Annotated in this window: 26 protein-coding genes; 14 read left to right on the top strand and 12 right to left on the bottom strand. The window is 67.7% G+C overall.

Going from position 1 to position 24,181, the window contains the following annotated elements:
• Positions 1–111 precede the first annotated feature (111 nt).
• Positions 112–1,824 (bottom strand): tetratricopeptide repeat protein, encoded by a 1,713-nt coding sequence (locus ACODSC_RS08485; protein ID WP_488813438.1) that lies wholly within the window; start codon positions 1,822–1,824, stop codon positions 112–114.
• A 286-nt stretch (positions 1,825–2,110) separates the two neighbouring features.
• Between ACODSC_RS08485 and ACODSC_RS08480 the strand changes: the two genes are divergently transcribed.
• The 3 genes from ACODSC_RS08480 to ACODSC_RS08470 all read left to right on the top strand — a co-directional run bounded on the left by ACODSC_RS08480 (position 2,111) and on the right by ACODSC_RS08470 (position 3,845).
• Complete coding sequence (locus ACODSC_RS08480; RefSeq protein ID WP_488813437.1) at positions 2,111–2,302, top strand: hypothetical protein; 192 nt, start codon at positions 2,111–2,113, stop codon at positions 2,300–2,302.
• A gap of 127 nt (positions 2,303–2,429) precedes the next feature.
• Positions 2,430–3,470 carry a DNA adenine methylase gene (locus ACODSC_RS08475; RefSeq protein ID WP_488813436.1) on the top strand — a complete coding sequence of 347 codons (1,041 nt, stop codon included), beginning with the start codon at positions 2,430–2,432 and terminating at the stop codon, positions 3,468–3,470.
• A gap of 60 nt (positions 3,471–3,530) precedes the next feature.
• On the top strand, positions 3,531–3,845 hold the full coding sequence (locus ACODSC_RS08470) for a hypothetical protein (protein ID WP_488813435.1): 315 nt from the start codon (positions 3,531–3,533) through the stop codon (positions 3,843–3,845).
• Positions 3,846–3,847: 2 nt separating this feature from the next.
• Here ACODSC_RS08470 and rnhB read toward each other — a convergent pair whose 3' ends face one another.
• The 7 genes from rnhB to ACODSC_RS08435 form a co-directional block, all read right to left on the bottom strand.
• Entirely contained in the window at positions 3,848–4,489 is a 642-nt protein-coding gene (gene rnhB / locus ACODSC_RS08465) for a ribonuclease HII (protein WP_488813434.1), read from the bottom strand.
• A complete protein-coding gene (locus ACODSC_RS08460; protein WP_488813433.1) occupies positions 4,482–5,090 on the bottom strand; it encodes a DNA-3-methyladenine glycosylase I in 609 nt (202 codons plus the stop codon). The genes rnhB and ACODSC_RS08460 overlap by 8 nt, the downstream gene beginning before the upstream one ends.
• A gap of 578 nt (positions 5,091–5,668) precedes the next feature.
• Complete coding sequence (locus tag ACODSC_RS08455; RefSeq protein WP_488813432.1) at positions 5,669–6,427, bottom strand: 3-oxoacyl-ACP reductase; 759 nt, start codon at positions 6,425–6,427, stop codon at positions 5,669–5,671.
• Positions 6,428–6,435: 8 nt separating this feature from the next.
• Positions 6,436–7,239, bottom strand: a complete 804-nt coding sequence (gene ygfZ, locus ACODSC_RS08450; protein ID WP_488813431.1) for a CAF17-like 4Fe-4S cluster assembly/insertion protein YgfZ — start codon at positions 7,237–7,239, stop codon at positions 6,436–6,438.
• A 67-nt stretch (positions 7,240–7,306) separates the two neighbouring features.
• Positions 7,307–8,731, bottom strand: a complete 1,425-nt coding sequence (locus ACODSC_RS08445; protein WP_488813430.1) for a hybrid sensor histidine kinase/response regulator — start codon at positions 8,729–8,731, stop codon at positions 7,307–7,309.
• A 72-nt stretch (positions 8,732–8,803) separates the two neighbouring features.
• Positions 8,804–9,364 carry a hypothetical protein gene (locus tag ACODSC_RS08440; protein ID WP_488813429.1) on the bottom strand — a complete coding sequence of 187 codons (561 nt, stop codon included), beginning with the start codon at positions 9,362–9,364 and terminating at the stop codon, positions 8,804–8,806.
• A complete protein-coding gene (locus ACODSC_RS08435) occupies positions 9,361–9,579 on the bottom strand; it encodes a hypothetical protein (protein WP_488813428.1) in 219 nt (72 codons plus the stop codon). The genes ACODSC_RS08440 and ACODSC_RS08435 overlap by 4 nt, the downstream gene beginning before the upstream one ends.
• 86 nt (positions 9,580–9,665) lie before the next feature.
• Here ACODSC_RS08435 and ACODSC_RS08430 point away from each other — a divergent pair, with 86 nt between their 5' ends.
• From ACODSC_RS08430 to ACODSC_RS08410, 5 genes are all read left to right on the top strand, one after another.
• Entirely contained in the window at positions 9,666–10,631 is a 966-nt protein-coding gene (locus ACODSC_RS08430; protein WP_488813427.1) for a glycosyltransferase family 9 protein, read from the top strand.
• 221 nt (positions 10,632–10,852) lie between these two features.
• Entirely contained in the window at positions 10,853–12,184 is a 1,332-nt protein-coding gene (locus ACODSC_RS08425) for a dihydroorotase (RefSeq protein ID WP_488813426.1), read from the top strand.
• Between the two features lie 133 nt (positions 12,185–12,317).
• Positions 12,318–13,097 (top strand): prephenate dehydrogenase/arogenate dehydrogenase family protein, encoded by a 780-nt coding sequence (locus ACODSC_RS08420; protein WP_488813425.1) that lies wholly within the window; start codon positions 12,318–12,320, stop codon positions 13,095–13,097.
• Between the two features lie 192 nt (positions 13,098–13,289).
• Positions 13,290–14,492, top strand: a complete 1,203-nt coding sequence (gene chrA / locus ACODSC_RS08415; protein ID WP_488813424.1) for a chromate efflux transporter — start codon at positions 13,290–13,292, stop codon at positions 14,490–14,492.
• Between the two features lie 101 nt (positions 14,493–14,593).
• Positions 14,594–14,944: a DUF3147 family protein gene (locus ACODSC_RS08410; protein WP_488813423.1), complete on the top strand. Its 351-nt coding sequence runs from the start codon at positions 14,594–14,596 to the stop codon at positions 14,942–14,944.
• A gap of 87 nt (positions 14,945–15,031) precedes the next feature.
• Here the strand turns inward: ACODSC_RS08410 and ACODSC_RS08405 are convergent, their stop codons facing one another.
• From ACODSC_RS08405 to ACODSC_RS08395, 3 genes are read right to left on the bottom strand one after another with little or no spacing between them, the layout of a single operon-like run.
• Positions 15,032–15,967, bottom strand: coding sequence for an alpha/beta fold hydrolase (locus ACODSC_RS08405; protein WP_488813422.1), 936 nt, complete (start codon positions 15,965–15,967; stop codon positions 15,032–15,034).
• Positions 15,968–15,978: 11 nt separating this feature from the next.
• Positions 15,979–16,659 carry an SdpI family protein gene (locus ACODSC_RS08400; protein ID WP_488813421.1) on the bottom strand — a complete coding sequence of 227 codons (681 nt, stop codon included), beginning with the start codon at positions 16,657–16,659 and terminating at the stop codon, positions 15,979–15,981.
• Complete coding sequence (locus ACODSC_RS08395) at positions 16,656–16,961, bottom strand: metalloregulator ArsR/SmtB family transcription factor (RefSeq protein WP_488813420.1); 306 nt, start codon at positions 16,959–16,961, stop codon at positions 16,656–16,658. Before ACODSC_RS08395 ends, ACODSC_RS08400 begins: the two co-directional genes overlap by 4 nt.
• A 145-nt stretch (positions 16,962–17,106) precedes the next feature.
• Between ACODSC_RS08395 and ACODSC_RS08390 the strand changes: the two genes are divergently transcribed.
• The 3 genes from ACODSC_RS08390 to ACODSC_RS08380 are packed head-to-tail and all read left to right on the top strand — an operon-like array spanning position 17,107 to position 20,617.
• A complete protein-coding gene (locus tag ACODSC_RS08390; RefSeq protein WP_488813419.1) occupies positions 17,107–19,344 on the top strand; it encodes a TonB-dependent receptor in 2,238 nt (745 codons plus the stop codon).
• Positions 19,254–20,438 carry a PepSY-associated TM helix domain-containing protein gene (locus tag ACODSC_RS08385; RefSeq protein WP_488813418.1) on the top strand — a complete coding sequence of 395 codons (1,185 nt, stop codon included), beginning with the start codon at positions 19,254–19,256 and terminating at the stop codon, positions 20,436–20,438. The genes ACODSC_RS08390 and ACODSC_RS08385 overlap by 91 nt, the downstream gene beginning before the upstream one ends.
• Positions 20,435–20,617, top strand: a complete 183-nt coding sequence (locus ACODSC_RS08380) for a hypothetical protein (RefSeq protein ID WP_425984987.1) — start codon at positions 20,435–20,437, stop codon at positions 20,615–20,617. Before ACODSC_RS08385 ends, ACODSC_RS08380 begins: the two co-directional genes overlap by 4 nt.
• A gap of 6 nt (positions 20,618–20,623) precedes the next feature.
• Here the strand turns inward: ACODSC_RS08380 and erpA are convergent, their stop codons facing one another.
• Positions 20,624–20,941: an iron-sulfur cluster insertion protein ErpA gene (gene erpA / locus ACODSC_RS08375; protein WP_488813468.1), complete on the bottom strand. Its 318-nt coding sequence runs from the start codon at positions 20,939–20,941 to the stop codon at positions 20,624–20,626.
• A gap of 142 nt (positions 20,942–21,083) precedes the next feature.
• Between erpA and ACODSC_RS08370 the strand changes: the two genes are divergently transcribed.
• The 3 genes from ACODSC_RS08370 to nagZ all read left to right on the top strand — a co-directional run bounded on the left by ACODSC_RS08370 (position 21,084) and on the right by nagZ (position 24,179).
• The gene (locus tag ACODSC_RS08370) at positions 21,084–22,274 is read left to right on the top strand and encodes a deoxyguanosinetriphosphate triphosphohydrolase (protein WP_488813417.1); all 1,191 of its coding nucleotides are present in this window, start codon (positions 21,084–21,086) and stop codon (positions 22,272–22,274) included.
• 79 nt (positions 22,275–22,353) lie between these two features.
• On the top strand, positions 22,354–23,133 hold the full coding sequence (locus ACODSC_RS08365) for an SPOR domain-containing protein (protein ID WP_488813416.1): 780 nt from the start codon (positions 22,354–22,356) through the stop codon (positions 23,131–23,133).
• Positions 23,130–24,179 carry a beta-N-acetylhexosaminidase gene (gene nagZ, locus ACODSC_RS08360; RefSeq protein WP_488813415.1) on the top strand — a complete coding sequence of 350 codons (1,050 nt, stop codon included), beginning with the start codon at positions 23,130–23,132 and terminating at the stop codon, positions 24,177–24,179. Before ACODSC_RS08365 ends, nagZ begins: the two co-directional genes overlap by 4 nt.
• Positions 24,180–24,181: the final 2 nt, after the last annotated feature.

Here is a 24,181-nt window from a genome sequence, read left to right as displayed (position 1 = left end):
ATGGGGGTCTTGCGGGGCTCTTTGTCGGTCATGGCAGGCTCAACGCCCTGGAGACCAAGACGTTCGATTGGGACCCCAGTCGGCCGATAGTAGGAGGCAGGCGTCTTTAGACTACAGTCCGTTGGATCGATCCGATAAAAGCTCCTCGCTCAGGGCTTCGGCCATCTGCTGCATCACCGATTCCCACTGATCGAACTGTCCGGCGTGGAAGACGCGGGCGGAAGGATAGCAGGGCGCCTGATCCGAACCGAAGCCGGTCCACCAGCCCGGGCCGGCGCTGAGAAACACCCGTGCGCCTACTGCGGCCGCGATATTGGTTGTCGCCGTGGACGGCCCCATGACCACGTCGAGCGCGGCGCAGAGCGCGGCCAGGTCATCAAGGTCCATCTTCAGATCGATGCCGGGCGGCGTCCAGATGTCGATCCCGCGCGCCTTGGCCTCCGCCAGATCTTCCTCGGCGTTTGCATACTGGAGATTGACGAACCGGATGCCCGGCGTTTCGAAAACGGGGTTCCACAGCGTGAACGGCGAATAGTGGCGCTGGCGCGACCCGCCCATATTCATGCTCTTCCACAGCACGCCCACATGGGGGCCAGGCCCGCTTTCATCTAGGGCCCGACGCCAGTGCGCCACGCGGTGCGGATCGGGAACGAGAAACCCGGCATCCTTAGGGAATGAGGCGAGGGTGGTTCGGAAGCGTCGGAAGAGACTGCCCAGGGGCGTCCAGAAGTCGATCGCCGGACGCGGGTCGCCCAGATCGACGGTGCGGAAGAGGGTGTCGAACCGACGGACGCTCTTGTGCGCCAGAACGACCGCGCGCGGGAAGCTGCGCTGGAACAGCGCCACCAACCGTTTCTCGACAGCGATGAAGAGACGGCCGTCGGGGCCTATGGCGTCCAGCGTGTCGTTCACGACATTGGCGAAGAGAACTTCGTCGCCGAGGCCCTGCTCGCCGTAGATCAGCAGGCTCTTTCCCCGCAGGTCATCGTCGAGCGTCCAGCGCTTGCCGAATTCGGTGAAGCGGACTGCGCCTTCCGCGCTGGCGTCGAACCGGGCTTCATAGCCCTCGAACCCTCCGACCAGGTCGCCGGTAAGCATCTGGGTGAAGGCCTTGGCGAGGCGGATGCTGGCGATGTCGTGGGCATCGCTCACGCCTTGAGACGCGATGTCCATCTCCTCCAGCGCCTTCTCGTGCTCGCCCAGAATGGTCAGGCAGTAGGCCCGGTTGTGGCGCGCCTTGTGGAAGTCGGGGGCCAGTCGAAGCGCCTCGTCGTAAAACACCATCGAACCGGCGGTGTCGCCGCTGTCGCTCAACACCGTGCCCAAGGTGTTCCAGAGCATCGGGCGTTCGGGATCGATGTTGATCACGTCGCGCAGCAGCGCGATCGCATCGTCATATCGGTTCTGATCGCGAAGGACGCAGGCCAGGTTGTTGGTGACCTCTTCATTGCCCGGGTCGCTGGTCAGGAAGCGTACGAACAGCTTTTCGGCGATCTCGAGCTTGCCCAGACGCTGGGCCAGCCGACCCACGTCGCGCAACAAGGCGACGTCATCGGGGGCCAACCGCGCGGCGGCGCCATAGGCCGTGAACGCCTTGGCGAACTCGCCCTGCTTTTCGAGCGCGATCGCCAGCATTCGCCAGGCCAAGGGATTGCGATCGTCCGTTTCGAGCGCCCTCTGGAGGTTGGTCGAGGCGGTGACGTAGTCTTGCCGCGCCATGGCCTGAAGACCGGTTCTCAACTGGCGCAGCGTATTGGCCTGTTTCGCCTGAGCCTTTGGCGAAGGCTTGGCCCCGCCGCTGCGGGCGGGCTTGTCGGCTTTCACGGGTAGAGCGAGCGCGCCGGGCAACGCCGTATTGCCCTTTGGCTCCCCCAGAGCCGGTCGCCGCCGTGCGGCGGAATCTTTGAGCTGAGCCACCAAAACCACCTCGTTCGGCGCACATTCGCAAAACAGAGTTAATGCGGCCTTTCCCGACCGTGAACCGATCCTGCAAGAGCGGGCGTGTCGGCATGTACGACAGCGCCATGGACGAACAGGGCGGATGCGGGGGCTCTCTAGACCCTCGCTGATCAACTGCATCGGGGCCGAGACCGGCTGCGCCTAACGCAACATGGTCTACGTCGGAGATAATCCGGCCAAGGATTTCGTCAATCTCAACCCGCTCGGGGTATTGACCGTGCGGGTCCTGACCGGCGCCTATCAGGCTGCGTCCGGCCATGAAGCCTTGGTCACAATCTTCGATCTCGACGCCCTTCCGGAGGCTCTGTCCATGAGATTCCTGGAGTGGCGGCGACAGGATTGACGGCCTGAGCCGCAGCGTCAGCCTGCCCGGGCGAAACTGATCGTCGTCCGCAAAAGTGGACGGGGCTAAGCCGCTGTCGCCCTTCGGCCGGGAGAGGCTATGGTGTGGGGATGAGTCGGGCTGCGTCATGATCAAATACATCGGCTCCAAGCGCGCCTTGCTGGGGCATGTGACCGGTGCGGTGGCGGGGGTGCTGCCGCAGGGGGGGCGGGTCTGCGATCTGTTTTCGGGGACGGCCCGGGTCGGTCATGCGCTGAAGAAACAGGGGTTTCAGGTCTGGTCGAACGACCACAACGCCTACGCCCACACCCTGGCGACCGCCTATGTCCAGGCGGACCACGAGCGCTGGGCCGACAGGGTGGAGACGGTTCTGGCCGAGCTGCGCACGGTGACGCCGCAGGCGGGATGGTTCACCCAGGCCTTCTGCCAGGACGCCCGCTATTTCCATCCCGACAACGGCGCGCGCATCGACGCCATGCGCGACCGGATCGAGGCCATGGGGCTGGAGCCGGAGCTGAAGGCCATCGTGCTGGTCAGCCTGATGGAGGCGGCGGACCGGGTGGATTCCACCGCCGGGGTCCAGATGGCCTATATGAAACAGTGGGCGCCGAGGGCGCTGAAGCCGCTGGAGCTGCGCACGCCGGACCTGGTTGCGGCGGTGGACGGCGGGCCGTGCCGGGCGACGAAAGGCGATGCGGTCGAGATCGCGGAACAGGTCGAGGCGGACCTTGTGTATCTGGACCCGCCCTACAATCAGCACTCCTATCTGGCCAACTACCACTGCTGGGAGAGCCTTGTGCTATGGGACCGGCCCGAGACCTATGGGATCGCCAACAAGCGGGTGGACGTCAGGACGCGCAAGAGCGCCTTCAACAGCCGGCCGGGCATCGGGCCGGCGCTGAGGACCGTGATCGAACGAGTCAAAGCGCCCAATCTGATCGTCAGCTTCAATGACGAAGGCTATCTGAGCCGGCTCGATCTGGTGGAGATGCTGTCGGCGCGCGGGCATGTTCAGGTGATCGAAATCGCCCACCCGCGTTATGTCGGAGCCCGCATCGGCATCCATAATCCCAAGGGCGAGAAGGTCGGTCAGGTGGGGCGGCTGAGGAACGTCGAACACCTGTTCGTGGTCACGGACCGGCCGCTGGAACTGCCCGTCGCCGCCTAATCGTTGAAAAACAAGGTGAGCGAGGGCGGAACGCGAATCGCAGCGTGCCGTTGTGGGACTATGCAACCGCAGCCTCACACTCTCGCCACCCCCTCCCGCGCCGACGATTATCGTGTCGAGCCGGCGGAGGCGCGGTCGTGGGCGCCGCGCGTGGAGCAGGCGGACTGGGCGTGGGATGCCCCTCGGGTCGAGACCCGCAAGACCTTCACCCACAACGCTGCGCGTTACGCCCGCCCGGCCGAGGCCGCCGCGCCGGTGGAACACGCCGACGTGGAGCCGGAACTGACCGCGCCGCCGCGCTGGATGATGGCGATCGCCGGCGCAGCGGTGGCCGCCCTGATGGGCGCGCTGCTGGGCGGCTTCATGCACATCTGAGATCAGGCCTGCTCCAACAGGGCGCGGATCGGCGACCAGCTGCGACGATGGGCGGGACAGGGGCCCAGCGTCTTCAAGGCGGACTGGTGGACCGGGGCGTTATAGCCCTTGTGGCTGGCGAAGCCGTAGCCGGGATATTGGGCGTCCAGATCGATCATCAGCCGATCCCGCGCCGTCTTGGCCAGGATCGAGGCCGCTGCGATCGACAGGGACAGGCCGTCTCCGCCCACCACGGTCTGGATTTCGCACGGTAGCTTGAAGCGGTAGTTGCCGTCCACCAGGGCCGCGACCGGCTGGACCTGCAGCGCCTCGATGGCGCGGCACATGGCCAGGCCGGTGGCTTGCAGGATGTTCAGATCCTCGATCTCCTCCACCGAGGCGAAGCCGACGCCCCAGGCGACGGCGCGGGCCTTGATCTCGACCTCCAGCGCCTCGCGCCGGGCGGCCGTCAGGGCCTTAGAATCGTCGATGCCGGGGGGCAGGTCGTCCGGGTTCAGGATGACGGCCCCGGCCGAGACAGGTCCGGCCCAAGGACCGCGCCCGGCCTCGTCCACGCCGCAGACGTGACCGTTGACGCGCTGGATCAGCACGGTCTCCAGCGCGAGGGTCGGGAAGGCCTTGGGGTTTGCGGGGACTCTAGCCATGGCCCGCCATCGCACGAACCTGGGCGTGACGGAAGCAGGTTGTCTGGTGATCGTTGACCATGCCGACGGCCTGCATGAAGGCATAGACGATCACCGGGCCGCAGAAGTTGAAGCCGCGCTTCTTCAGGGCCTTGGCCATGGCGACGGACTGTTCGGTCTGGGTCGGGGCCTGGCGGAAGTCGGCGTAGGGGGTCTGGATCGGTTCGCCGTCGACGAAGGACCAGAGCCATTCTGAGAAGTCTTCGTCGTTATCGCGCATCTCCAGCCAGATCTGGGCGCCCCGGATGGCGGCGTTGATCTTGGCGCGCGAGCGGATGATGCGTGCGTCACCCAACAGACGCTGGATGTCGTCCTCGCCATAGCGGGCGACGATCTCGGGGTCGAAACCGTCGAAGGCGTCGCGAATGCCCTCGCGTTTGCGCAGGATGGTGATCCAGGCGAGGCCGGCCTGGAAGCCGTCGAGCACCAGCTTCTCCCACAGGGCGCGGGGGTCGCGTTCGGGCACGCCCCATTCGGTGTCGTGATAGGCGACATAGAGCGGATCGGTCCCGCACCAGCCGCACCGGCCGCCGATAGCCTCAGGGGCGAGTGAGTCGGTCATGGCTGGAGGTTGCCATTACGTTCCGCCGAGGGGAAGGGCGGAGGATTACGCGTGTCGGTCGTTGCGGATTTCAGACTCGGACGGGAAAAAGAGAGTCTCAATAGTGCAGAATCGGGGCCGGGGCGGCGTTGCACTGCACCGTCGACAACAGTGCAAGGTGCAAGAAAGTGCAACGTCTGCGGCGGATTGAGACAGTGAAAAATACAGTCTGAATCGTCCAAACTTTGCGCCTCCTCTGCCGAAACCGCGCATTGTAAGGGCGTTTGAAGGGGTGATGGTGGAATGACGCTGGTCGGCGTCAAGTCGCTGAGATCAGGACGAAAATTTTCGGAAGATATGATGGTTGGCGACGGAGGCCCCTCTTTCGTCATCCTCCGGCGAGCGCAGCGAGACCGGGGGACCCAGCGGCGCGCGAGAGCGCGAACCTGTTACGGGGAGCCTTCGCAGAGATGCGGCGGACGCATCGCCTTCGGCGCCTCCCCTGGTCCAAGCTTCGCTTGGCCAGGGATGACGAGGGCTCCCCCGGTCTGCGCCGCAAGCGGCTTGCCGGAGGATGACGAAAGAGAGGACGGGCGACCTCAGTCGCGCACCAGTCCGCCGTCCACGACCAGGTTCTGGCCGGTGACGGCGCGGCTCCAGGGGGAGGCGAAGAAGAGGACGGCGTCGGCGAATTCTTCGGGGGTGGTCACCGACCGCAGAGGCGTCATGCCGGCGATCAGGTCGAAGACGGCCTCGGGCGTGGCGGCGCTGGCGTCGGTGGTGCGCAGCAGTCCGCCCGAGACCATGTTGACAGTGATCCCGTCGGGGCCGAGGTCGCCGGCGGCGGTGCGGGTCAGCGACAGCAGGGCGGCCTTGGCGGCGGTGTAGTCGTGATAGGGCACGACCGGGTTCTGGAACAGGTTGGTGCCGATGTTGACGACGCGGCCGAACCGGCCTGCCGCCATGCCCGGCGCGGTCGCCTGGATGACGTTCAGGGCGCCGCGCACGACCGTCGAGAACTGGCGCTCCATCTCGTCCCAGCCGATGGCGGTCATCTGGGAACGGGCGTCGCCGTTGAAGCTGTAGTCCAGGGCGTTGTTGACCACGGTGGTGACGGGGCCGCCGAAATGACCTTGCGCGGCCGCGACCATGGCGTCCACGGCGGCGCGGTCGGTCACGTCGGCCTGGAGCGCGACGGCGCGGTCGCCGATCTCGGCCGCCAGGGCCAGCGCCGCCTGGTCGCTGGCGCGCCAGTTGATGATCACGCGGGCGCCTTCGCGGGCGAAGGCGCGGACGGCGGCGGCGCCGACGCCGCGCGCGCCGCCGGTGACGAGGACGATCTGGTCGGCGATCTTCATGGGGGAACTCAACCTTTGGAGGAGGGAAGCACGTCCTGGCTCATCCAGGCGGGTCTGCGCAAGCGCACGGGGCGGCCGTCCACGGTCAGGTCGCCGTCGATGCGGTCCACACGCAGCAGGGCCATGACGGAACCGTCGCGGCCCGACAGCACCTCCCCGGCGCGCAGTTCGCCTTTCAGCACCTCGGCGCCGAAGGCGGGGGGCGGGCCGTCGAAGTCGAGCGGCAGCATCCGGTTCTTGATCGCCCCCCGGCGCTTCATGCGCGAGGTCGTTTCCTGACCGACGAAACAGCCCTTCTGGAAGTCGATCCCATTCAGCAAGTCGAAGTCGGCCTCGATGGGATAGGTCTTGTCCTGGGGGGCGTCGGCGGCGGGGTCGGGCAGGCCGATGGACAGGCGGTGGGCGTCGTAGTCGGCTTCGTCGGCGTCGGGCGTGGCCTCGCCATAAAGACGGCCGCCGATCAACGCGGTGCGGGGGTCGGGGATGAAGCCGGGCGCGGGATCGGGCCATGCGGCGAAGACGGGGCGATCGTCGGCCGACACATCGACCTTGGCGCGGAGCCTGTACATCGACAGCCGCTGCAACAGGGCGTCGCGCCGGTCGGCGGCGGCGTCCAGCAGGACCCCGTCAGTTTCGCCCAGGATGAACAGGTCGAACAGCAGCCGGCCGGGGGGCGAGAGCAGGGCGCCGAAGCGCAGTTCGCCGTAGGCCAGCGTCTCCACGTCTTGGGTCAGCAGATTGTGCAGGAAGGGTTTCGCGTCCTGCCCCGTGACGGAGATCAGGGCGCGGCTGGCGAGACGGGCGATGGGCATGGGGCCAAGATAGGGCCTCGGCCCTGCTGCAAGAAGGGCCGAGGCGCCGAAAGGCGACGGACGCGCCTTACGCCATCGCGGCGAGCGGTTCCTGGGCAAGGACTCGGGTCGAGGTCGGCCGGCCGCTGGCGGACCAGGTCAGGACCATCCGGGTCAGTTCGCTGATGTCCACCGGCTTGGCCATACAGTCGTCCATGCCGGCCGCGGCGTATTCGGCCTGCTGTTCCGACAGGGTGTTGGCGGTCAGGGCGATGATCGGCGTGTCGCCGCGCGAACCGGGCAAGGCGCGGATGGCGCGGGTGGCGGCGATCCCGTCCATCACCGGCATCTGGATGTCCATCAGGATCAGGTCCCAGTCGTCGTCGCGGGCGGCCTCGAACCCCTGGGCGCCGTCCTCGGCGGTGGCGCAGGCGATGCCCTGGGCGCCCAGGACGGCGACGACCAGGGCGCGGTTGTTGTCGTGATCATCGACATACAGGACGCGGGGCGCGCCAGGCGAACGGGCGCCGTCCATGGCGGCCGCGTCGATGGCAGGAATCGTCTGCGGCGTCTCGACGGACCGGTCCGGCGTCGCGCCGATGGCTGGCTCGTCGCCGGTGGACAGGTCGATCATCTCGTTGACGACCGACAACAGGCGCTGGCCGGCGACATTGATGCGGCCGACATGGGCGGCCTGTTCGGCGTCCAGCGTCGCGACGGACAGCAGGTCCGAGAAGCCGATCACCGCATTCAGAGGGGTGCGCAGTTCGTGCGACATGTCGGTGAGGAACTGCTGGCGCGCCTCGGCCATGGCGGCCTTCTGTTCGGCCGCCGCCCGGGCCTGCGACGCCTCGACCCGTTCGGTCACGTCGCGTTCGTTCAACAGGATGCCCGGCTGGCCCGTGGCGGGGTCGGTCACGGGGCGGGCGTCGAGATGGTGCCAGCGGCGGCCCTGGCGAGTGATGATCTCGCACACCTCGCTGGCGGTCACGCCGCTCAGGGCGGCGGCGAGCATGGGCTGGGCGCGTTCGGGCTCGGCGAAGCGGGCCTCGAACGGATGGGCGGTCGATCCATAGGCGGCGAAGGCGGCCGGATTGGCGAACAGCGGGCGACCTTCGCCGTCGAACAGGCTGATCAGGGTGGAGGTGTGGCGCAGGGCCTCGACCGCGCGGCGTTCTCCGCTTTCGACCTCGATCGGGGCGGCCTCGAACAGCAGGACCGGCGTGCCGTCCTCAAGTCGATAGGTCGAGATCACCGCCATCACCGTGACGGGATTGCCGCCGGGATAGAAGGTCCACTGTTCGGTTATGAACTCGCCGTGGGCGGTGGCGCGCGCCAGGCGTTCGGTGCGGGCCAGGACCGCCGGCGACAACTGGCTGAAGTCGCGGGCCAGGAGAGCTTCCAGCGTCTCCGCGCCCCACAATTCAAGCGCCGAGGCGTTGGCGTACACGCCGCGCAGGGCGACGGGATCGAACATCCAGATCGGGCGACGAAGCGCGTCCCAGGCGTGCATATGAAAGGCGTTTCCCGAGTTTGGACGAACCTGGGATCCCTTCTGGCGCCATGACCTTAAGCTTACGCTAAGTCACGCCCCCGGTCGGGCGGCGACGGCGTATCGGGCGACGACGCCGTCAGGCTGGAATTCATGCTCTGCCAAAGTGTCCAGAGAGCGCAGGACGCGGGCCAGGAAGGCGGCCGGATCGCCGTCCTCGATCGCCGGACGCAGCCAGTCGGTGACGACGGCGCGGGCGGGATAGGTCCCGACCGGGCCGGGGATGCTGAGCGCGACCTCGATCCCCTCGGCGATCCAGCCGGCGACGGTGGTGAAGAACTCCGGCGAGGCCAGGAAGTCCGAGCGGTGCAGGACGTACAGGGTGATGATCCCGTCCTCTACCCCGTCGGGGCGGACGATGACGCCGCTGTGGTCCGGCCGCCAGTCGTCCGACAGCTCGACCACGCGCCACAGGCAGAACCAGATGCGGCAGGTGTTCGGTCGGATCGCATGGACCGAACAGCCCGCGCCATCGACGCAATAGGCGCACAGTTCGCCGGTCGGCTTGGCCAGCTCCGGCAGGTCCAGGGGAATGACCCGGCAGCATTCGACGCAGCCGCCGCAGGTCCGGCCGGGGAGGAGGGGAAGGCTCACCCCAAGGAACGTTCAAGCTGGGCGATGCGGCGGTCCATGTCGGCGACGACGGCTTCCAGCCGGGTCTTTTCGGACGCCATGTCGATGGGCGTGCCGTCCTCGTAGGAAATGGTCGCGCCCTTGGCGATCAGGTCCAGCCGATAGATGGCCGTGACGCGCTGGGCCTTGAAGCGTTCGAGGGCGGCTGTGGCGGCGGGATCGGGGGTCGGGCTCATGCGCGTCGCTGTAACGCAGGACGTCCGCCTGTGGAAACACTGGTTTGACGCTGAACCGCCGATAGAATCCCTGTATCCGTCAACGGATGATCGGGCGGTTTCCCATCCTGTATATCGCCGAGGCGGACGCCGAGGACGCCGTGCTGTCCTCGGGCGTGCTGGCGCATCTGGTCGAGAGCCTGCCGGATGCGACCTTCACCATCGTCGGATCGGCCGCCAGCGCGCCGCTGTTCGCCGACACGCCGCGCCTGACCAAGCTGATCGTGCTGGAGCGCGAGGGCCATTTCGAATGGATCGCCCTGTGGAACCAGGTGCGCGGGACCAAATGGGGCCTGGTCGTGGACATGCGCGGCTCGGACCTGTCGGGCAAGCTGAGGCGGCACAAGCGGGCGGTGCGGGGCAAGGATGCGCCGGGCCTTCATGCGGTCGAGGCGGCGGCGGCGGTGCTGAAGCTGGAGCCGGAGGAGGTTCCGGGGCCGAGGCTGTATGTGTCGGACGAGACGCGGGCGCAGGTCGAGGCGCTGATCCCGGCGACAGGCGGTGATGGGCCGATCCTGGCGGTCGGGCCGGGCGTGGAATGGATGGGCAAGCGCTGGCCGGCCGAACGTTACGCCAAGGTGGCGGCCAAGCTGCTGGCCGACGACGGGCCGCTGGCGGGCGGGCGGCTGATGATCGTGGGCGAGGAGATCGACCGCGAGGCGGCGCACACCATCCGCTACGCCGTGCCGCGCGCGCGGGTGATCGAGCTGCAGGGCAAGTTGACGCGGTTGCAGACGGTCGCGGCTTTGTCGAAGTCGGTGCTGTACGTGGGAGCGGACTCGATCTGGACCCATCTGGCGACGGCCTCGGGCGCGCCGGTGGTGGCGGTGTTCGGGCCGTCGGACGAGACGACGCGCGGGCCGTGGAAGGGCGAGGCCGTGCGCGGGCCGCGCAGCTATGAAGAGTTCAAGACGCTGGATCCGCGCCTGAACCAGGCGATCCAGCATATGATGGATCTGCCGTGGGAACGGGTGCTGAAGGCGGCGACGCGGATGTTGAAGGCGCGGGTCTGACCCAATCTCCCTCCCCGTCCGGGGAGGGTGGCCGCGAAGCGGCCGGGTGGGGGCGGCCCGGTGATCCTGCGACAGGCCTGTGCCGTATTGCCTGGCCCTCCCCACCCGGTCTCGCCTGCGGCTCGACCCCCCTCCCCGAACGGGGAGGGAGAAGCTTTAGCCGCTTTCGCGAAGGACGCTGCTTCCGCTAGAACCGAGAAACATCTGCAGGAGCCCGCCCCATGACCCAGACCTATGACCTGATCGTCCGTGGCGGCGAGGTGGCCAATCACGCGGGGCGCGGCCTGGCCGACGTCGGCGTGATTGACGGCAAGATCGCCTTCATCGGCGACCTGTCCCAGGCTTCGGCCGGCGAGACCTTCGACGCCACGGGCCTGACCGTCCTGCCCGGCGTGATCGACACCCAGGTTCACTTCCGCGAGCCGGGGTTGGAGTGGAAGGAAGATCTTGAGACCGGCTCGCGCGCGGCGGCCCTGGGCGGGGTCGTCGCCGTGTTCGAGATGCCGAACACCAATCCCAACACCACCGACCCGGACACCATGGCCGACAAGCTGGTGCGGGCGAAGGACCGGATGTGGACGGACCACGCCTTCTATGTCGGGGGCACGCACGAGAACGCGGACTATCTGGGCGAGTTGGAGCGACTGCCGGGTTGTTGCGGGGTCAAGGTCTTCATGGGCGCCTCGACCGGCGACCTGCTGATCGCCGACGATGACGGGGTGCGCAAGGTTCTGTCGAACGTGCGCCGCCGCGCCACCTTCCACTCCGAGGACGAATACCGGCTGGTCGAACGTCGCGGCCTGGCCCGCACCGGCGACTGGACCAGCCACCCCGAGGTCCGCGACGCCGAAAGCGCCATCCGCTCGACGCGGCGCCTGGTCGGCCTGGCCAAGGAAACGGGGGCGCGCATCCACGTGCTGCACGTCACGACCCGGGACGAGATGGAATATCTGCGCTTCCACAAGGATGTCGCCACCGTCGAGATCACGCCCCAGCACCTGACCCTGGTCGCGCCCGAGGCCTATCAGCGGCTGGGCAGCTACGCCCAGATGAACCCGCCGATCCGGTCGCAGGAGCATGTGGACGCCCTGTGGCTGTGGGGCATGCAGCAGGGCGTCGCCGACGTGCTGGGGTCCGATCACGCGCCGCATACAAAAGAGGAGAAGGCCAAACCCTATCCGGCCTCGCCGTCGGGGATGCCGGGGGTGCAGACGCTGGTGCCGCTGATGCTGACGCATGTCGCGAATGGGCGGCTGAGCCTGGAGCGGTTCATCGACCTGACCTCGGCCGGCGCCCAGCGGGTGTTCGGCACGGCCAACAAGGGGCGGATGGCCGTCAGCTATGACGCCGACCTGACCATCGTCGATCTGAAGGCGACGAAGACCATCACTCACGACCAGCAGGCCACGCGCTGCGGCTGGACCCCGTTCGACGGCGTCGAGGCGACCGGCTGGCCGATGGCGACCATCGTGCGCGGTCGGGTGGTGATGCAGGACGGCGAACTGATCGGATCGGCGCACGGGCGGCCGGTGCGGTTCATGGAGACGTTGTGAGGGCGTTTACCCCCGCCATCTATCCCCAATCCGTCATCCTCGGGCTTGACCCGAGGACCGGAGGGTCCGCCGCATTGCGTCGGCTGCGAGCGCACAGCCCGATCCGCACCCGGTCCTCGGGTCAAGCCCGAGGATGACGGAGGTTGGTGGGAAGGCGGTGGGTGTGACGGTGGTGAGGGAAAAGCTCGGCCTGATCGGCTTCGGCGCCTTCGGGCGGCTGACGGCTCGGCATCTGTCGCCCTGGTTCGACATCCTGGCCCATGATCCGGCGGCGACGCCTGGATTCGGGGGCGGCGAGGGCGTCGCGATCCTGACCGACCTGGCGACCGCCGCCGCCTGTCCGACGGTGGTGCTGGCCGTGCCGGTCGAGGCGCTGGAGGCGACGCTGATCGCCATCGGGCCGCATCTGGCCCCCGACGCCCTGGTCATCGACGTGGGCTCGGTGAAGGTGAAGCCGGCGCAGGCGATGGACGCCCTGCTGCCGCCCGGCGTGCGGATCGTCGGCACCCACCCGCTGTTCGGCCCGCAAAGCGGCAAGGACGGCATCGCGGGCCTGCGCATCGCCATATGCGAGGTGCGCGGCGAAAAGGACGCCCGCCGCGTCGCCGCCTTCTGCCGCCGGGCGCTGGGGCTGAAGGTCTTTTCAGTCAGTCCCGAGGATCACGACCGCGAGGCCGCCACGGTCCAGGGCCTGACCCACCTGATCGCCCGCGTCCTGATGGCCATGGAGCCCCTGCCGACGCGCATGACCACCGCCAGCTTCGACCGGCTGATGCAGGCCGTCGACATGGTCCGCCACGACAGCCCCGCCGTCTTCCGCGCCATCGAACGCGACAACCCCTTCGCGGCCGAGGTGCGGGAGCGGTTCTTCGCTCTGGCGGATGAGGCGCGGGGGACGGCGGGGAAGGGTTAGGCGAACGTCCGCTTTCGGCGGCGAAGCCCAAGCCTGAAATCGACCCAAAGCGGAAGTTGTTCGCGCTTGGCAGTCGAGCGTTACCGCAGTAGCATCGTCCAGCGGGCACACGCGGACGCCCGACCAGACGGTTTGCCGTCCAAGCTCCGCTCCTCTCTCTGCGCCACCCGCGCAGGAACCGGAGCTATACTTGTGACGATCCTCGAAGCCGACGCGACCCCTCCCTCCCTTTCGCTTCAGGCGCTTTTCACGCGCTTCCTTCGCTTCGGCCTGCTCGCTTTTGGAGGTCCGGTCGCGCAGATCGCCATGATCCGGCGCGAACTTGTCGATGAAGAGCGGTGGATTTCGAACGCGCACTTCAACCGGCTTCTGGCCGTTCTTCAGGTCCTGCCCGGACCGGAAGCACATGAACTTTGCGTCCACCTCGGCATGAGAGCGCGGGGTCGTATCGGCGGCTTGCTCGCCGGCCTTGGTTTCATGCTTCCCGGCTTCGTGATCATGCTCGGGATCGGCTGGGTCTACGTCACCCTTTCGCCTGTTATGAGCCTCCTGATCGGAGCGTTCCTAGGCGTTCAGGCCGCAGTCGTGGCCGTGATCGTCCGGGCCGTTCATAAAATCGGCTCGCACATTCTGGAAGACCGATGGCTTTGGGTAGTTGCCATCCTTGGTTTTGGAGCGACGCTGCTCGGCGTCGCCTTCTGGATCGTCCTCATGGGGGGTGGCGCGGCCTACGCCTTGGTGAAGGCAGGCCGCCATGGCCTGGCCGCTGTCGTCTCCATCGCGGCCCTGATCCTCGCGCTCGGTCTGCATCTCCAAGGGCGACATTTCTCCACGGGGAACGTTGAGTTTGTCTCCTCGACCGGCGCGCTGCCGATGCTTTGGACCGGCTTGAAGGCGGGTCTGCTGACGTTCGGGGGCGCTTATACGGCGATACCTTACGTCCGGGCTGACACGGTGGGTCGCGGACAAATCAGTGACGGAGAGTTTCTCGATGGGATCGCCTTCGCCGGCATCATTCCCGCCCCCCTCGTGATCTTTTGCACCTTCGTCGGCTTCGTGGTCGGCGGATGGGTCGGCGCGCTCGCGATGACGGTGGGCGTGTTCCTTCCAGCGTTCGCGTTCTCGATGATCTTCTATGAGCGTCTGGAAGCCGTCGTCGGCGACGAACGACTGCATCGTGTCCTGTCAGGTGTCGCCGCCGCAGTCGTTGGGATTATCGCGGCGACAAGCATCCAGTTGGGTTGGGCGACGCTCCAGCGCGTTCCTTCAGTTCCTATCGCGATAGCGATCTTCCTGGGTGCCTTCGCAGCGGTGTGGTTTTGGAAAAGCCGATACGCCGTCACGCTCGTGCTGACGGGTGCGGCCATCGCCGGGTGGCTCTTGTTCCGGCGATAGGCGACCTCACCTTTCCGACCGCAGTCTCTGATGCGGCTGCCGTTCAGTCGCGACACTCCAGAGCCATTGCGGACAGACAAGCCGACTGGCAGTTGGACCTTATGCTATACTTCATCCTCAAAGCGGCCATCTCTGGCGTATTGATCGCCTTGGTTTCGACCCTAGCGAAGCGGTATCCCGGGGTGGGAGCGCTGGTCGCGTCGCTCCCACTCGTGTCGGTCTTGGGTATGGTCTGGCTATGGCGCGACCGTCCAGACACCGCGAACATGGCGGCCCACGCTGGTGCCACCTTCTGGTATGTCCTGCCGTCACTGCCCATGTTTCTGCTTATTCCGGCGATGCTCAAGCACGGGGTCGGGTTCTGGATCGCCCTCGCGGCTGGCTGCGCGCTGACGGTAGTGCTCTATCTCGCGATGACATGGATCGCACCGCGTTTGGGCGTCCAGCTTTAAAGCGCTGTCGGGCGGCTAGGCGTCACCGTCGACTATGTCTGCTTTCCACCCATAAGCGTCGCTGCGAAGGTCAGTTCTGAAGCGAAACTACCGTCTCCCATTCGCCCGAATGAACGCCCCCACATCCTCCGCCACGCCCGGCGCGAGCGGCAAAGTCGGATCGGCGTAGGTCGCCATATTGGCGGCGCGGTCGGCGGGGGCGGTCTTGAGGAGGTGATTGACGCCGTCCCAGAGTTTCAGCGTGGCCGTGGGGGCGGCGGCGGCCAGGGCCTGGGCGTCCGCGACGTCGATCTGGAGGTCGGTGGTCCCTTGGCCGATGAAGACCGGGCCGTCGTAGGCGGCGAGCAGGGCGGCGGGGTCCAGCGGCAGCCACGAGATCAGATAGGGCTGGACCGAGGGGCGGAACAGGGCCGCCAGCGCGGGCGGCGTGTCGGCGACGGTGCGGCCGGCCTCAAGCTCGGTCAGGGCGGCGAAGGCCTGGGTCTTCATCGGCTCGGGCAGAGTGGCCAGCTGTTCGCGGATCACCACGCCCGCCGGGCGGCCGGCGCCGGACAGCAGGATCAGGCCGCAAATCTTGTCGTCGTTTTCGGCTGCCTTCAGGGCGACCAGGGCGCCCTCGCTGTGGCCGATCAGCCAGGCGCAGGGCAGGCCCGCGCGGTCGGCGGCCTCCGTCGCCCAGGCGCGGGCGTCGGCGGCATAGGCGTCGAAGCGCAGATCGGCCTCGGCCGGTCCCGCCGCCATGCTGGCCGCGATGCCGCGCTTGTCGATGCGGACGGTGGCGATGCCCTGTTCCGCCAGGCCCTCGGCCAGCAGCCGATAGGTCGAGGCGGCGACGCCCAGCGGGCTGTTCCCATCCCGATCCGTCGGGCCGGAGCCGGGCAGGATGACGGCGACGGCGCTCGCGCTGTCAGGCCTCAGCAGGGTTCCGTGAAGCGGCGCGGGCTGGGCGGGCAGGGCGATCTCGGTCGAGACCGGGCCGGCGAGCAGGCTGGCGGCGACAAGGGCGGGGGTCAGCATCAGCATGGCGGTCTCCTTCAGAAGGGTTGGCGGTCGGGATCGGCGCGCCAGACGCGCCAGCTTTCGAAGGCCGAGACGGCGGCGACGATCAGGACGGCGGCGGTCAGGGCCGTGACGCCATAAGGCTGGGGCGCGAGGGGCGCGGCGATCAGGCCCCCGAGCCCGACCAGGCAGAACAGCCGACCGGCCAGTCGGTTGGAGCGGTCCCAGGCCAGGCGGCTCTTGTAGCTCCAGGGCGTGCGGACCCCGATCAGGGGATTGGGCGAGACCCGGCCGAGGAAGGCGCCGGTGATCAGCAGGATCAGCGACAGGCCGCCGGTCATGACGACCGGGCCGCTGTCCGCCGTCGCATGTCTCAGGCTGGCCCAGGCGAGGGTCAGGCCGATGGCGGCGAAAAGGAACAGGGTGAGGCCCTGGCCGATCCGCATCGAACGACGACGCGAGGCGTCGCCCAGGGCCTCGGCGCGCAGGGCGGCCAGGCCCAGGCCCGTGGCGGCGATGAAGCCGATGATCGTCATGCCGCCCAAGAAGGTCGCGAACTCGACGCGGTCGCCCCAGCGATCGACCTGCCAACTCGCGTTCCAGTGCATCGGCATCGGCGTGGTCGGGCCTTTGAAGCCGATATACAGGGCGAACGCCGCCTGCACGCCGAAGACGGCGACGGTCAGATAGTCCAGCAGCGACAGGCGGTCCTTCATGGACGGGGCTCCTTTTGCGCGTGGGGCAGGGGATCTGTGGCTTCGCCGGTTCCGACGATGTCCATCAGGAAGGCCATGGCTTCCTCGACCGCCGAGATTTCCAGCCGATAGCGGATGGTCTGGCCCTCACGCTCCGGGCTGACCAGGCCTGCTTCCTTCAGGGCGTTGAGATGGCCGGTGATGGTGGGCCAGCTCATGTCGAAGGCGGCGGCGATGTCGCCGGACGCCAGCGGGCCGGCGCGCAGCATGGCGATGATGCGACGACGCACGGGGTGAGACAGGGCCTTGAACAGGGTATTCATAGTCGAATGACTAATTAGGAAGATCGCTAATTGCAAGCCCGCACCCACCGCAAAATGTCGCAACCTTGGCCTTCGCCATTGCAAGCCAGTCGCAACAGGGCGTAAGGAGCGCCCTCCTCCCCTCGTTGAGAATGCGTTGCAATCCATGATCCGTTCGTCCCGTTTCGCCTGCGCCGTCAGTGTTCTGGCCCTGGCCGCCGCCACGCCCGCCCTGGCGCAGCAGGACCAGCCGGGCGTGGCGGAACTAGGCGAGATCGTGGTGACCGGATCGCAGGTGCGCCTGCCACCGCCCGCCGCCGGCGGCCAAGTGGCCACGGGCGGCCGTGTCGGTCTGTTCGGCAGCATGGATGTGATGGACACGCCGTTCTCGTCGAGCAGCTACACCGAGGAACTGATCCGCGATCAGCAGTCGCGCAGCATCGGTGATGTGCTGCAGAATGACCCGACGGTGCGGGTGTCCAAGGGGTTCGGCAACTTCCAGGAGCTGTATGTGGTTCGTGGCTTCCCGGTCTATTCGGACGACATGACCTACAACGGGCTCTACGGCGTGCTGCCGCGACAGTTCGTGGCGGCCGAACTGGTCGAGCGGGTCGAGGTGTTTCGCGGCGCTAACGCCTTTCTGAACGGCGCTGCGCCGGGCGGGACGGGCGTGGGCGGCGCCTTCAACCTGGTGCCCAAGCGCGCGGGATCGGAGCCGCTGACGCGTTTGACCGCCGGGGTGTCGGGCAATGACGAGATCTACGCGGCCGCCGACATCGCCCGCCGGTTCGGTCAGGACGACGCCTGGGGCGCGCGCCTCAACCTGGTCAGCCGCGACGGCGAAAGTTCGGTCGAGGGCGAAGACGGCCAACTTCGGGTCGTCGGGTTCGGCGTCGATCGCCGTGGCGACCACGCCCGCTTGTCGGCCGACCTGGGCTGGCAGGATCACCGCATCGACGGCCCGCGTCCCAGCGTGACTCCGGGAACCGTCATTCCCGAGACTCCCTCGGCTGACAGGAACTTCGCCCAGCCCTGGACCTACACCGACGAAGAGCAACTGTTCGGCGCGGTGCGCGGTGAGTTCGATGTCACCGAAGGCGTGACGACCTGGGCGGCCTTTGGCGGTCGTCAAGGCAAGGAAGACAACAGCCTGGCCAACCCAAGCTCTGACGCCTCCGGGGCCCTCAGCGGTTATCGCTTCGACAACGTCCGCGAGGACACCGTCTGGTCGGGTGATATCGGCGTACGCGTCGATCTGACGACCGGCCCGATCGAGCATCGCCTAGTGGCCTCGGCGTCGCAGGTTCAGTCGAAATCGAAGAACGCCTGGGCGGCCTCGGACTTCGGCGGCTTCCCGATGGGCACTCTGACCGACCCGGTCTTCGTAACGCCGCCGGCGGCGTCCATCCCGTCGGGCGACATGAGCGACCCGAGCGTGACCGAGCGCGTCAAGAACACCAGCTTCGCTGTCGCCGACATGCTGTCCTTGCTGAATGGTCGCCTGCTGGCCACCGTGGGCATCCGCTACCAGGAGATCGAAACCAAGTCGTACGCCTATGCCGACGGAGCCTTCGGCTCGGGCTATTCCAGCGATGCGACCACCCCGGCCTTTGCGCTGGTCTACAAACCCAGCGAGACGATCTCGCTTTACGCCAACTACGCCGAGGCGTTGGTTCCCGGGACGACAGCCCCCACGTTGGCCAACGCCGTCGTAGAGGGATGGGGCGACGCCGCCGTCCCCGTCACAGTCACGAACGGCGGCGAAGTGCTGGAGCCTTTCCGCGCCAAACAGGCTGAAGTCGGCGTGAAGTATGACGGCGGTTCGTTCGGCGGCATGTTGAGCGTCTTCCGCACGACCCTCCCCAGCGCGCTGGTCTCGATCACCTCCAACGGCGACCCGGAGACGGACGTCCTGCCGACGGGCGTTTACACAGACGGCGGCGAACAGGAAAACCAGGGCGTCGAACTGACTGTCTTCGGTGAGCCGGTGGCCGGCCTGCGCCTCGTCGGCGGGGCGACCTGGATGGATGCGGAGATCAAGCGCTCGCTGAGCGCCGCCAACGAGGGTAAGTCGGCCATCGGCGTGCCGGAGTTCCAAATCAACGCCAATGTCGAGTGGGATGTGCCGATGCTCACCGGTCTGACGCTGGAGGGCCGCGCGGTCCATACCGGCGCACAGCCGGCCAATGCGACCAACACGCTTGAACTAGACAGTTGGACCCGCCTCGACGCCGGACTCCGTTACGCATTTGCCGCCGGCGGCAAGCCGCTGACCGTTCGTGCGCGGGTCGAGAACGTCGCCGATGAGGATCAGTGGGTGGCGGTCGGCGGCTATCCCGGTTCAAACTATCTGACGCTGGGCGCGCCGCGCACGTTCCGCCTGTCGGTCTCGGCCGAGTTCTGAGCCGGATGAAGACGCGGACCATCCGCGCCTGGACTTGGGTGCACAAGTGGTCGAGCCTGGTCTCGACCCTGTTCCTGCTGATGCTGTGCGTGACCGGCCTGCCGCTGGTGTTCACGCATGAGATCGAAGAGGTGCTGCTGCCGCAGGCGTGGACCCCGGCGAACCCGGAGGGGCCGCCGCTGAGCCTGGACCAGGTGCTGGCGGCGGGGCTGGCCCTGCATCCGGGCGAGGTTCCGGCCTTCATGAGCTTCGACGAGGACCGGCCGGTGGTGAACGTCACCAGCGTCGATCCGAACGGGCCGGCGGGGAAATACAGCTTCGAACCTATCGACCGGACCAGCGGCGAGGTGGCGCCGCCGGTCGCCGGCCATCCGGTGATGGAGTTCCTGCTTCAGCTCCACACCGACATGTTCCTGGGTCTGCCGGGCATGCTGTTCCTGGGCCTGATGGGCCTGATGCTGATTGCGGCGGTGGTGTCGGGGGTGGTGCTGTATGCGCCGTTCATGCGCCGGCTGCCGTTCGGCACGGTGCGGGCCACGAAGGCCGCGCGGACCCGCTGGCTGGACTATCACAACCTGCTGGGCGTGGTGACGGCCGGGTGGGTGCTGGTGGTCGGGGCGACGGGGGTGGTCAACACCCTGGCCACGCCGATCCTGGCCTATTGGAAGAATACGGCGCTGAAGGACCTGACCGTGGCCTATGACGCCCCGGCCCCGACGGGCGAGCGGGCCTCGCTGGATGCGGCGGTGGCGCGGGCGAAACAGGCGCTGCCGGGCATGAAGCTGCAGTTCGTGGCGTTTCCGGGGACCGACTATTCGACCGATCACCACTATGCCGTCTTCTTCCACGGCGACACGCCGCTGACGACCCATCTGACCACGCCGGCCCTGATCGACGCCCGGACGGGAGAACTGGCGGCCGTGGCCCCGACGCCCTGGTATGTGAAGGCGCTGTCGTTATCCCAGCCCCTGCACTTCGGCGACTATGGCGGGCTGGCGCTGAAGATCCTGTGGGCGCTGCTGGACATCGCCACCATCGTCATCCTGATCTCCGGCCTCTACCTTTGGCTGGCCAAGGGCAGGCGGAAGTCGTGAGCCGCAAGGATCTCAGCCTGTGGGCCATCTTCGGGGCGCCGATCCTGGTGTTCGCGCTCAGCCTGACGGGCCTGATCGGCGCGCTGCTGGAAGAAGGGATGTGGGACGGGGTGTTCTCGGCCCTGCTGGCCTCGACCGTGGTCGTGACCGTCTGGGCCCTGATCCGACGCCGACGGTGATCGGCGTCAGATCGAGAAGCTGACGCCGCAGCCGCAGCTGGAGGCGGCGTTGGGGTTCCTGACCACGAACTGGGCCCCGGCCAGTTCGTCGACGTAGGCGATCTCGGAGTTCTTCAGGAAGGGGATCGAGACGGGGTCGATCAGGGCGGCCTGGCCGTCGGCCTGGATGCGCAGGTCGTCGTCCTCGGCCGTTTCGACCAGTTCGAACCGGTACTGGAAGCCCGAACAGCCGCCGCCGTCCACCGCGACGCGCAGCATCAGGCTCTTGCCCTCGGCCGCGCCCAGTTTGGCCAGGCGCTTGGCGGCGCTGGCGGCCAGGACGATGCCTTCCGGCGCGCGCGTGGCGACGCTGAAGGCGGGTGTGGACGGTTCTGTGGATTGGACGGTGCTCACGGCTGTCTATATGAGGCGCGCAGGGGCGTTCGCAAAGGGCCTCCCGCATCAAAGCAGCTTCAAAGTTGACGACTTGAGCCAGACCGAACTCGCGACCTATGCCGAACGCGCCGACCTGACCCTGGGGCGTCGCGTTCCCGAGCCGGCCAGCCGCACGCGGACGGCCTTTGCGCGCGACCGCGACCGGATCATCCATGCGACGGCGTTTCGGCGGCTGAAGGAGAAGACCCAGGTCTTCGTGGCGCATGAAGGCGATCATTACCGCACCCGCCTGACCCATTCGCTGGAGGTGGCGCAGATCGCGCGGTCGCTGGCCCACGCGCTGAGGCTGGACGATGATCTGGCCGAGACCATCGCCCTGGCCCACGACCTGGGCCACCCGCCTTTCGCCCACGCCGGCGAGGACGAGCTGGTGGTGCAGATGGCCGGGCACGGCGGGTTCGACCACAACGTCCAGAGCTTCCGGGTCGTGACCGAGCTGGAGAACCGCTATCCGCAGTTCGACGGGCTGAACCTGAGCTGGGAGACCGTTGAGGGGGTCATCAAGCACAATGGCCCGGTGTCGCACCGGCTGGACGAGCCGGCCTGGTCGGTGGTGCGGCCCTACAGGACGGGCGGGGAGGCGGGCTGGGACCTGCGGCTGGGGACCTTCGCCTCGCTGGAGGCCCAGTGCGCGGCCGTCGCCGACGACATCGCCTATAACAACCACGATGTGGACGACGGGGTGCAGGCGGGGTTGATCACCCTGCAGGACCTGGATCAGGTGCCGCTGATCGGGCCGATGCTGGCGCAGGTGCGTCGCGACTATCCGGGCATCGACGACCGGATGCTGCGGATCGAGGCCGTGCGGCGGATGATCGGCGTCATGGTGGAGGACGTGCTGGCCGAGACGGCGCGGCGGCTGAAAGACGACCGGATCGTCACGACCGAGGACGTGCGTCTGGCCAGGCGGACGATGGTCGATTTTTCCTCAGAGATGCACGCGGACCTGGCGGTGCTGAGGAAGTTCCTGTTCGAGCGGATGTATCGCCACTACCGCGTCAATCGCACGCGCAGCCAGGCGCGACGGGTGCTGTCGCAACTGTTCGAGCTGTTCATGGCCGAGCCGGAGGTGATGCCGCCGGAATGGGGCATGCCCGCCCTGACCGAAGATCGGACCCAGAGAGCGCGGGCGGTGTGCGACTATATCGCCGGGATGACCGACCGTTACGCCATAGAAGTGCACCAGAAACTGTTCAGCCTCGACCTCGCGCTCGATCTGTGATTCGAAAGAAGGCGGCGGGGGCGTAGAGTGATCGTTCGGCGCGCCGATTCGCGCGACCGACATACGGCGGAGCGCGACCATGTCTTTCGATGACGACAACCGACCGGGCCGGGGCGCCTATACGCCCCCGACCGACGACGATCTTCCGTTCCGCCGCAACTCCTATGATCCGCGCAGCGGCCGCAACGTCGGTTCGGGCGCGGGCGGGGGCAAGGCGCCGCCGGTGACGCTGATCGTCAGCGCGGTGGTCCTGCTGCTGCTGATCGTCGCCGTGATCTTCTTCTATCGCTCGGGCATGCGCGCCTCGACCGATGCGCCGCCCGCCGTGGGCCAGCCCGTGGGCGAGATGAAGACCGCGCCGCCCATCGACGCCCAGCCGGTCGATCCGGCCGCCGGCGTTCGCGTCTATCGCGACGAGACCGAGACCGCCGACGCCCCCGTGACCTTCACCCCGCCGCCGGAAGCGCCCCAGCCGCGTCCGGCCGCGCCGCCGACCGCCGCCCCGACCGGCCAGGGCCTGCCGCCCGCCAAGGCCGCGACGCCCGCCGCGCCGGCGCCGCGCCCGACGACGGCTGCGCCGGCCACGACCCCGGCCCCGGCGGCTTCGACTGCGGCGACAGGCTCGGCCTCGGTCCAGATCGGCGCCTTCTCCTCGACCGAGATCGCGGATCGCGAATACGCAGCCGTCGCCGGCCGATTTGGCCAGTATGCGTCGGGCGCCCAGAAGCGGGTGAGCGAAGTCACCACCTCCAACGGCTCGACCCTGTACCGCACCGCCTTCTCGGGCCTGTCGCGCGAACGGGCGGTCGCCTTCTGCAATGCGCTGAAGGCCGCCGGGCGGGACTGCATCGTTCGGTGACGTCCGCCTCCATCTACGGCTGCGCCGGTAATCGGCTGACGGAGGACGAGCGCGCCTTCTTCGCCGAGGTTCGGCCGTGGGGCTTCATCCTGTTCCGGCGCAATATCGACACGCCCGAGCAGGTGCGGGCTCTGACCGACGAGCTGCGGGCCGCCATCGGCGACCCTGACGCGCCGATCCTGATCGACCAGGAGGGCGGCCGGGTCCAGCGGATGGGGCCGCCGCACTGGCCCAAATATCCGCCGGGAAACGCCTATCTGAAGGCGACTAACGATCTGGCGCAGGCGCGTGAGCTGACGCGGCTGGGCGCGCGCCTGATGGCGCACGACCTGCGTGAGGTCGGCGTGACCGTCGATTTGCTGCCGGTGCTGGACGTGCCGGTGTCTGGCGCGCACGACATCATCGGCGATCGGGCCTATGGCGCCGATCCCGAGACAGTGGCTTTGCTGGGACGGGCGGCCGCGGAAGGGCTGCTTGCGGGCGGGGTCCTGCCCTGCATCAAACATATGCCGGGGCATGGCCGGGCCTTTGCGGACACGCATAAGGACCTGCCGACCGTTCACGCCGATCTGGACACCCTGGACGCCTGGGACTTTGCGCCGTTCAAGGCCCTGTCGGACATGCCGATCGGCATGACGGCGCACATCGTCTTCACGGCGATCGACCGCAAACATCCGGCGACCCAGTCCAAGAAGGCCATTCGCATGATCCGCGAGCGCCTCGGGTTTGGGGGGCTGCTGCTGTCCGACGATCTGGTGATGAACGCGCTTTCGGGCTCGTTGACCCAGAGGGCGCACAAGGCTTTGAAGGCAGGATGCGACGTCGTCGTGCACTGGAACGGCGACATGGACGAAATGCGTCAGGTCGCCGAGGGCGTCGGGCCGCTGAAGGGCGGCGCGCGCCGAAGGGCTGAGGCGGCCCTGGCGCGGATCGTGCGGACGCCCGAGCCGCTCGATGCCGTGGCAGGGCACGACCGCTTCTTCCGCGCGATGGGCGGTCGGCTGGACGCGGCTACGGGGCCGGACGTGGGGGAGGCGCAGGCATGAGC

Source organism: Brevundimonas sp. FG128, from assembly GCF_057809775.1.
Note: the sequence above shows the minus strand (reverse complement) of the source record. Positions and strands in the feature narration are given on the sequence as shown.

Excerpts from the sequence above, each read along its gene's own strand:
- ACODSC_RS08480 (WP_488813437.1), top strand. The coding sequence starts at position 2,111 with ATGGTCTACGTCGGAGATAATCCGGCCAAGGATTTCGTCAATCTCAAC.
- ACODSC_RS08475 (WP_488813436.1), top strand. The coding sequence starts at position 2,430 with ATGATCAAATACATCGGCTCCAAGCGCGCCTTGCTGGGGCATGTGACC.
- ACODSC_RS08470 (WP_488813435.1), top strand. The coding sequence starts at position 3,531 with ATGCAACCGCAGCCTCACACTCTCGCCACCCCCTCCCGCGCCGACGAT.
- rnhB (WP_488813434.1), bottom strand. The coding sequence starts at position 4,489 with ATGGCTAGAGTCCCCGCAAACCCCAAGGCCTTCCCGACCCTCGCGCTG.
- ACODSC_RS08460 (WP_488813433.1), bottom strand. The coding sequence starts at position 5,090 with ATGACCGACTCACTCGCCCCTGAGGCTATCGGCGGCCGGTGCGGCTGG.
- ACODSC_RS08455 (WP_488813432.1), bottom strand. The coding sequence starts at position 6,427 with ATGAAGATCGCCGACCAGATCGTCCTCGTCACCGGCGGCGCGCGCGGC.
- ygfZ (WP_488813431.1), bottom strand. The coding sequence starts at position 7,239 with ATGCCCATCGCCCGTCTCGCCAGCCGCGCCCTGATCTCCGTCACGGGG.
- ACODSC_RS08445 (WP_488813430.1), bottom strand. The coding sequence starts at position 8,731 with ATGCACGCCTGGGACGCGCTTCGTCGCCCGATCTGGATGTTCGATCCC.
- ACODSC_RS08435 (WP_488813428.1), bottom strand. The coding sequence starts at position 9,579 with ATGAGCCCGACCCCCGATCCCGCCGCCACAGCCGCCCTCGAACGCTTC.
- ACODSC_RS08430 (WP_488813427.1), top strand. The coding sequence starts at position 9,666 with ATGATCGGGCGGTTTCCCATCCTGTATATCGCCGAGGCGGACGCCGAG.
- ACODSC_RS08425 (WP_488813426.1), top strand. The coding sequence starts at position 10,853 with ATGACCCAGACCTATGACCTGATCGTCCGTGGCGGCGAGGTGGCCAAT.
- ACODSC_RS08420 (WP_488813425.1), top strand. The coding sequence starts at position 12,318 with ATGACGGAGGTTGGTGGGAAGGCGGTGGGTGTGACGGTGGTGAGGGAA.
- ACODSC_RS08410 (WP_488813423.1), top strand. The coding sequence starts at position 14,594 with ATGCTATACTTCATCCTCAAAGCGGCCATCTCTGGCGTATTGATCGCC.
- ACODSC_RS08405 (WP_488813422.1), bottom strand. The coding sequence starts at position 15,967 with ATGCTGATGCTGACCCCCGCCCTTGTCGCCGCCAGCCTGCTCGCCGGC.
- ACODSC_RS08400 (WP_488813421.1), bottom strand. The coding sequence starts at position 16,659 with ATGAAGGACCGCCTGTCGCTGCTGGACTATCTGACCGTCGCCGTCTTC.
- ACODSC_RS08395 (WP_488813420.1), bottom strand. The coding sequence starts at position 16,961 with ATGAATACCCTGTTCAAGGCCCTGTCTCACCCCGTGCGTCGTCGCATC.
- ACODSC_RS08390 (WP_488813419.1), top strand. The coding sequence starts at position 17,107 with ATGATCCGTTCGTCCCGTTTCGCCTGCGCCGTCAGTGTTCTGGCCCTG.
- ACODSC_RS08365 (WP_488813416.1), top strand. The coding sequence starts at position 22,354 with ATGTCTTTCGATGACGACAACCGACCGGGCCGGGGCGCCTATACGCCC.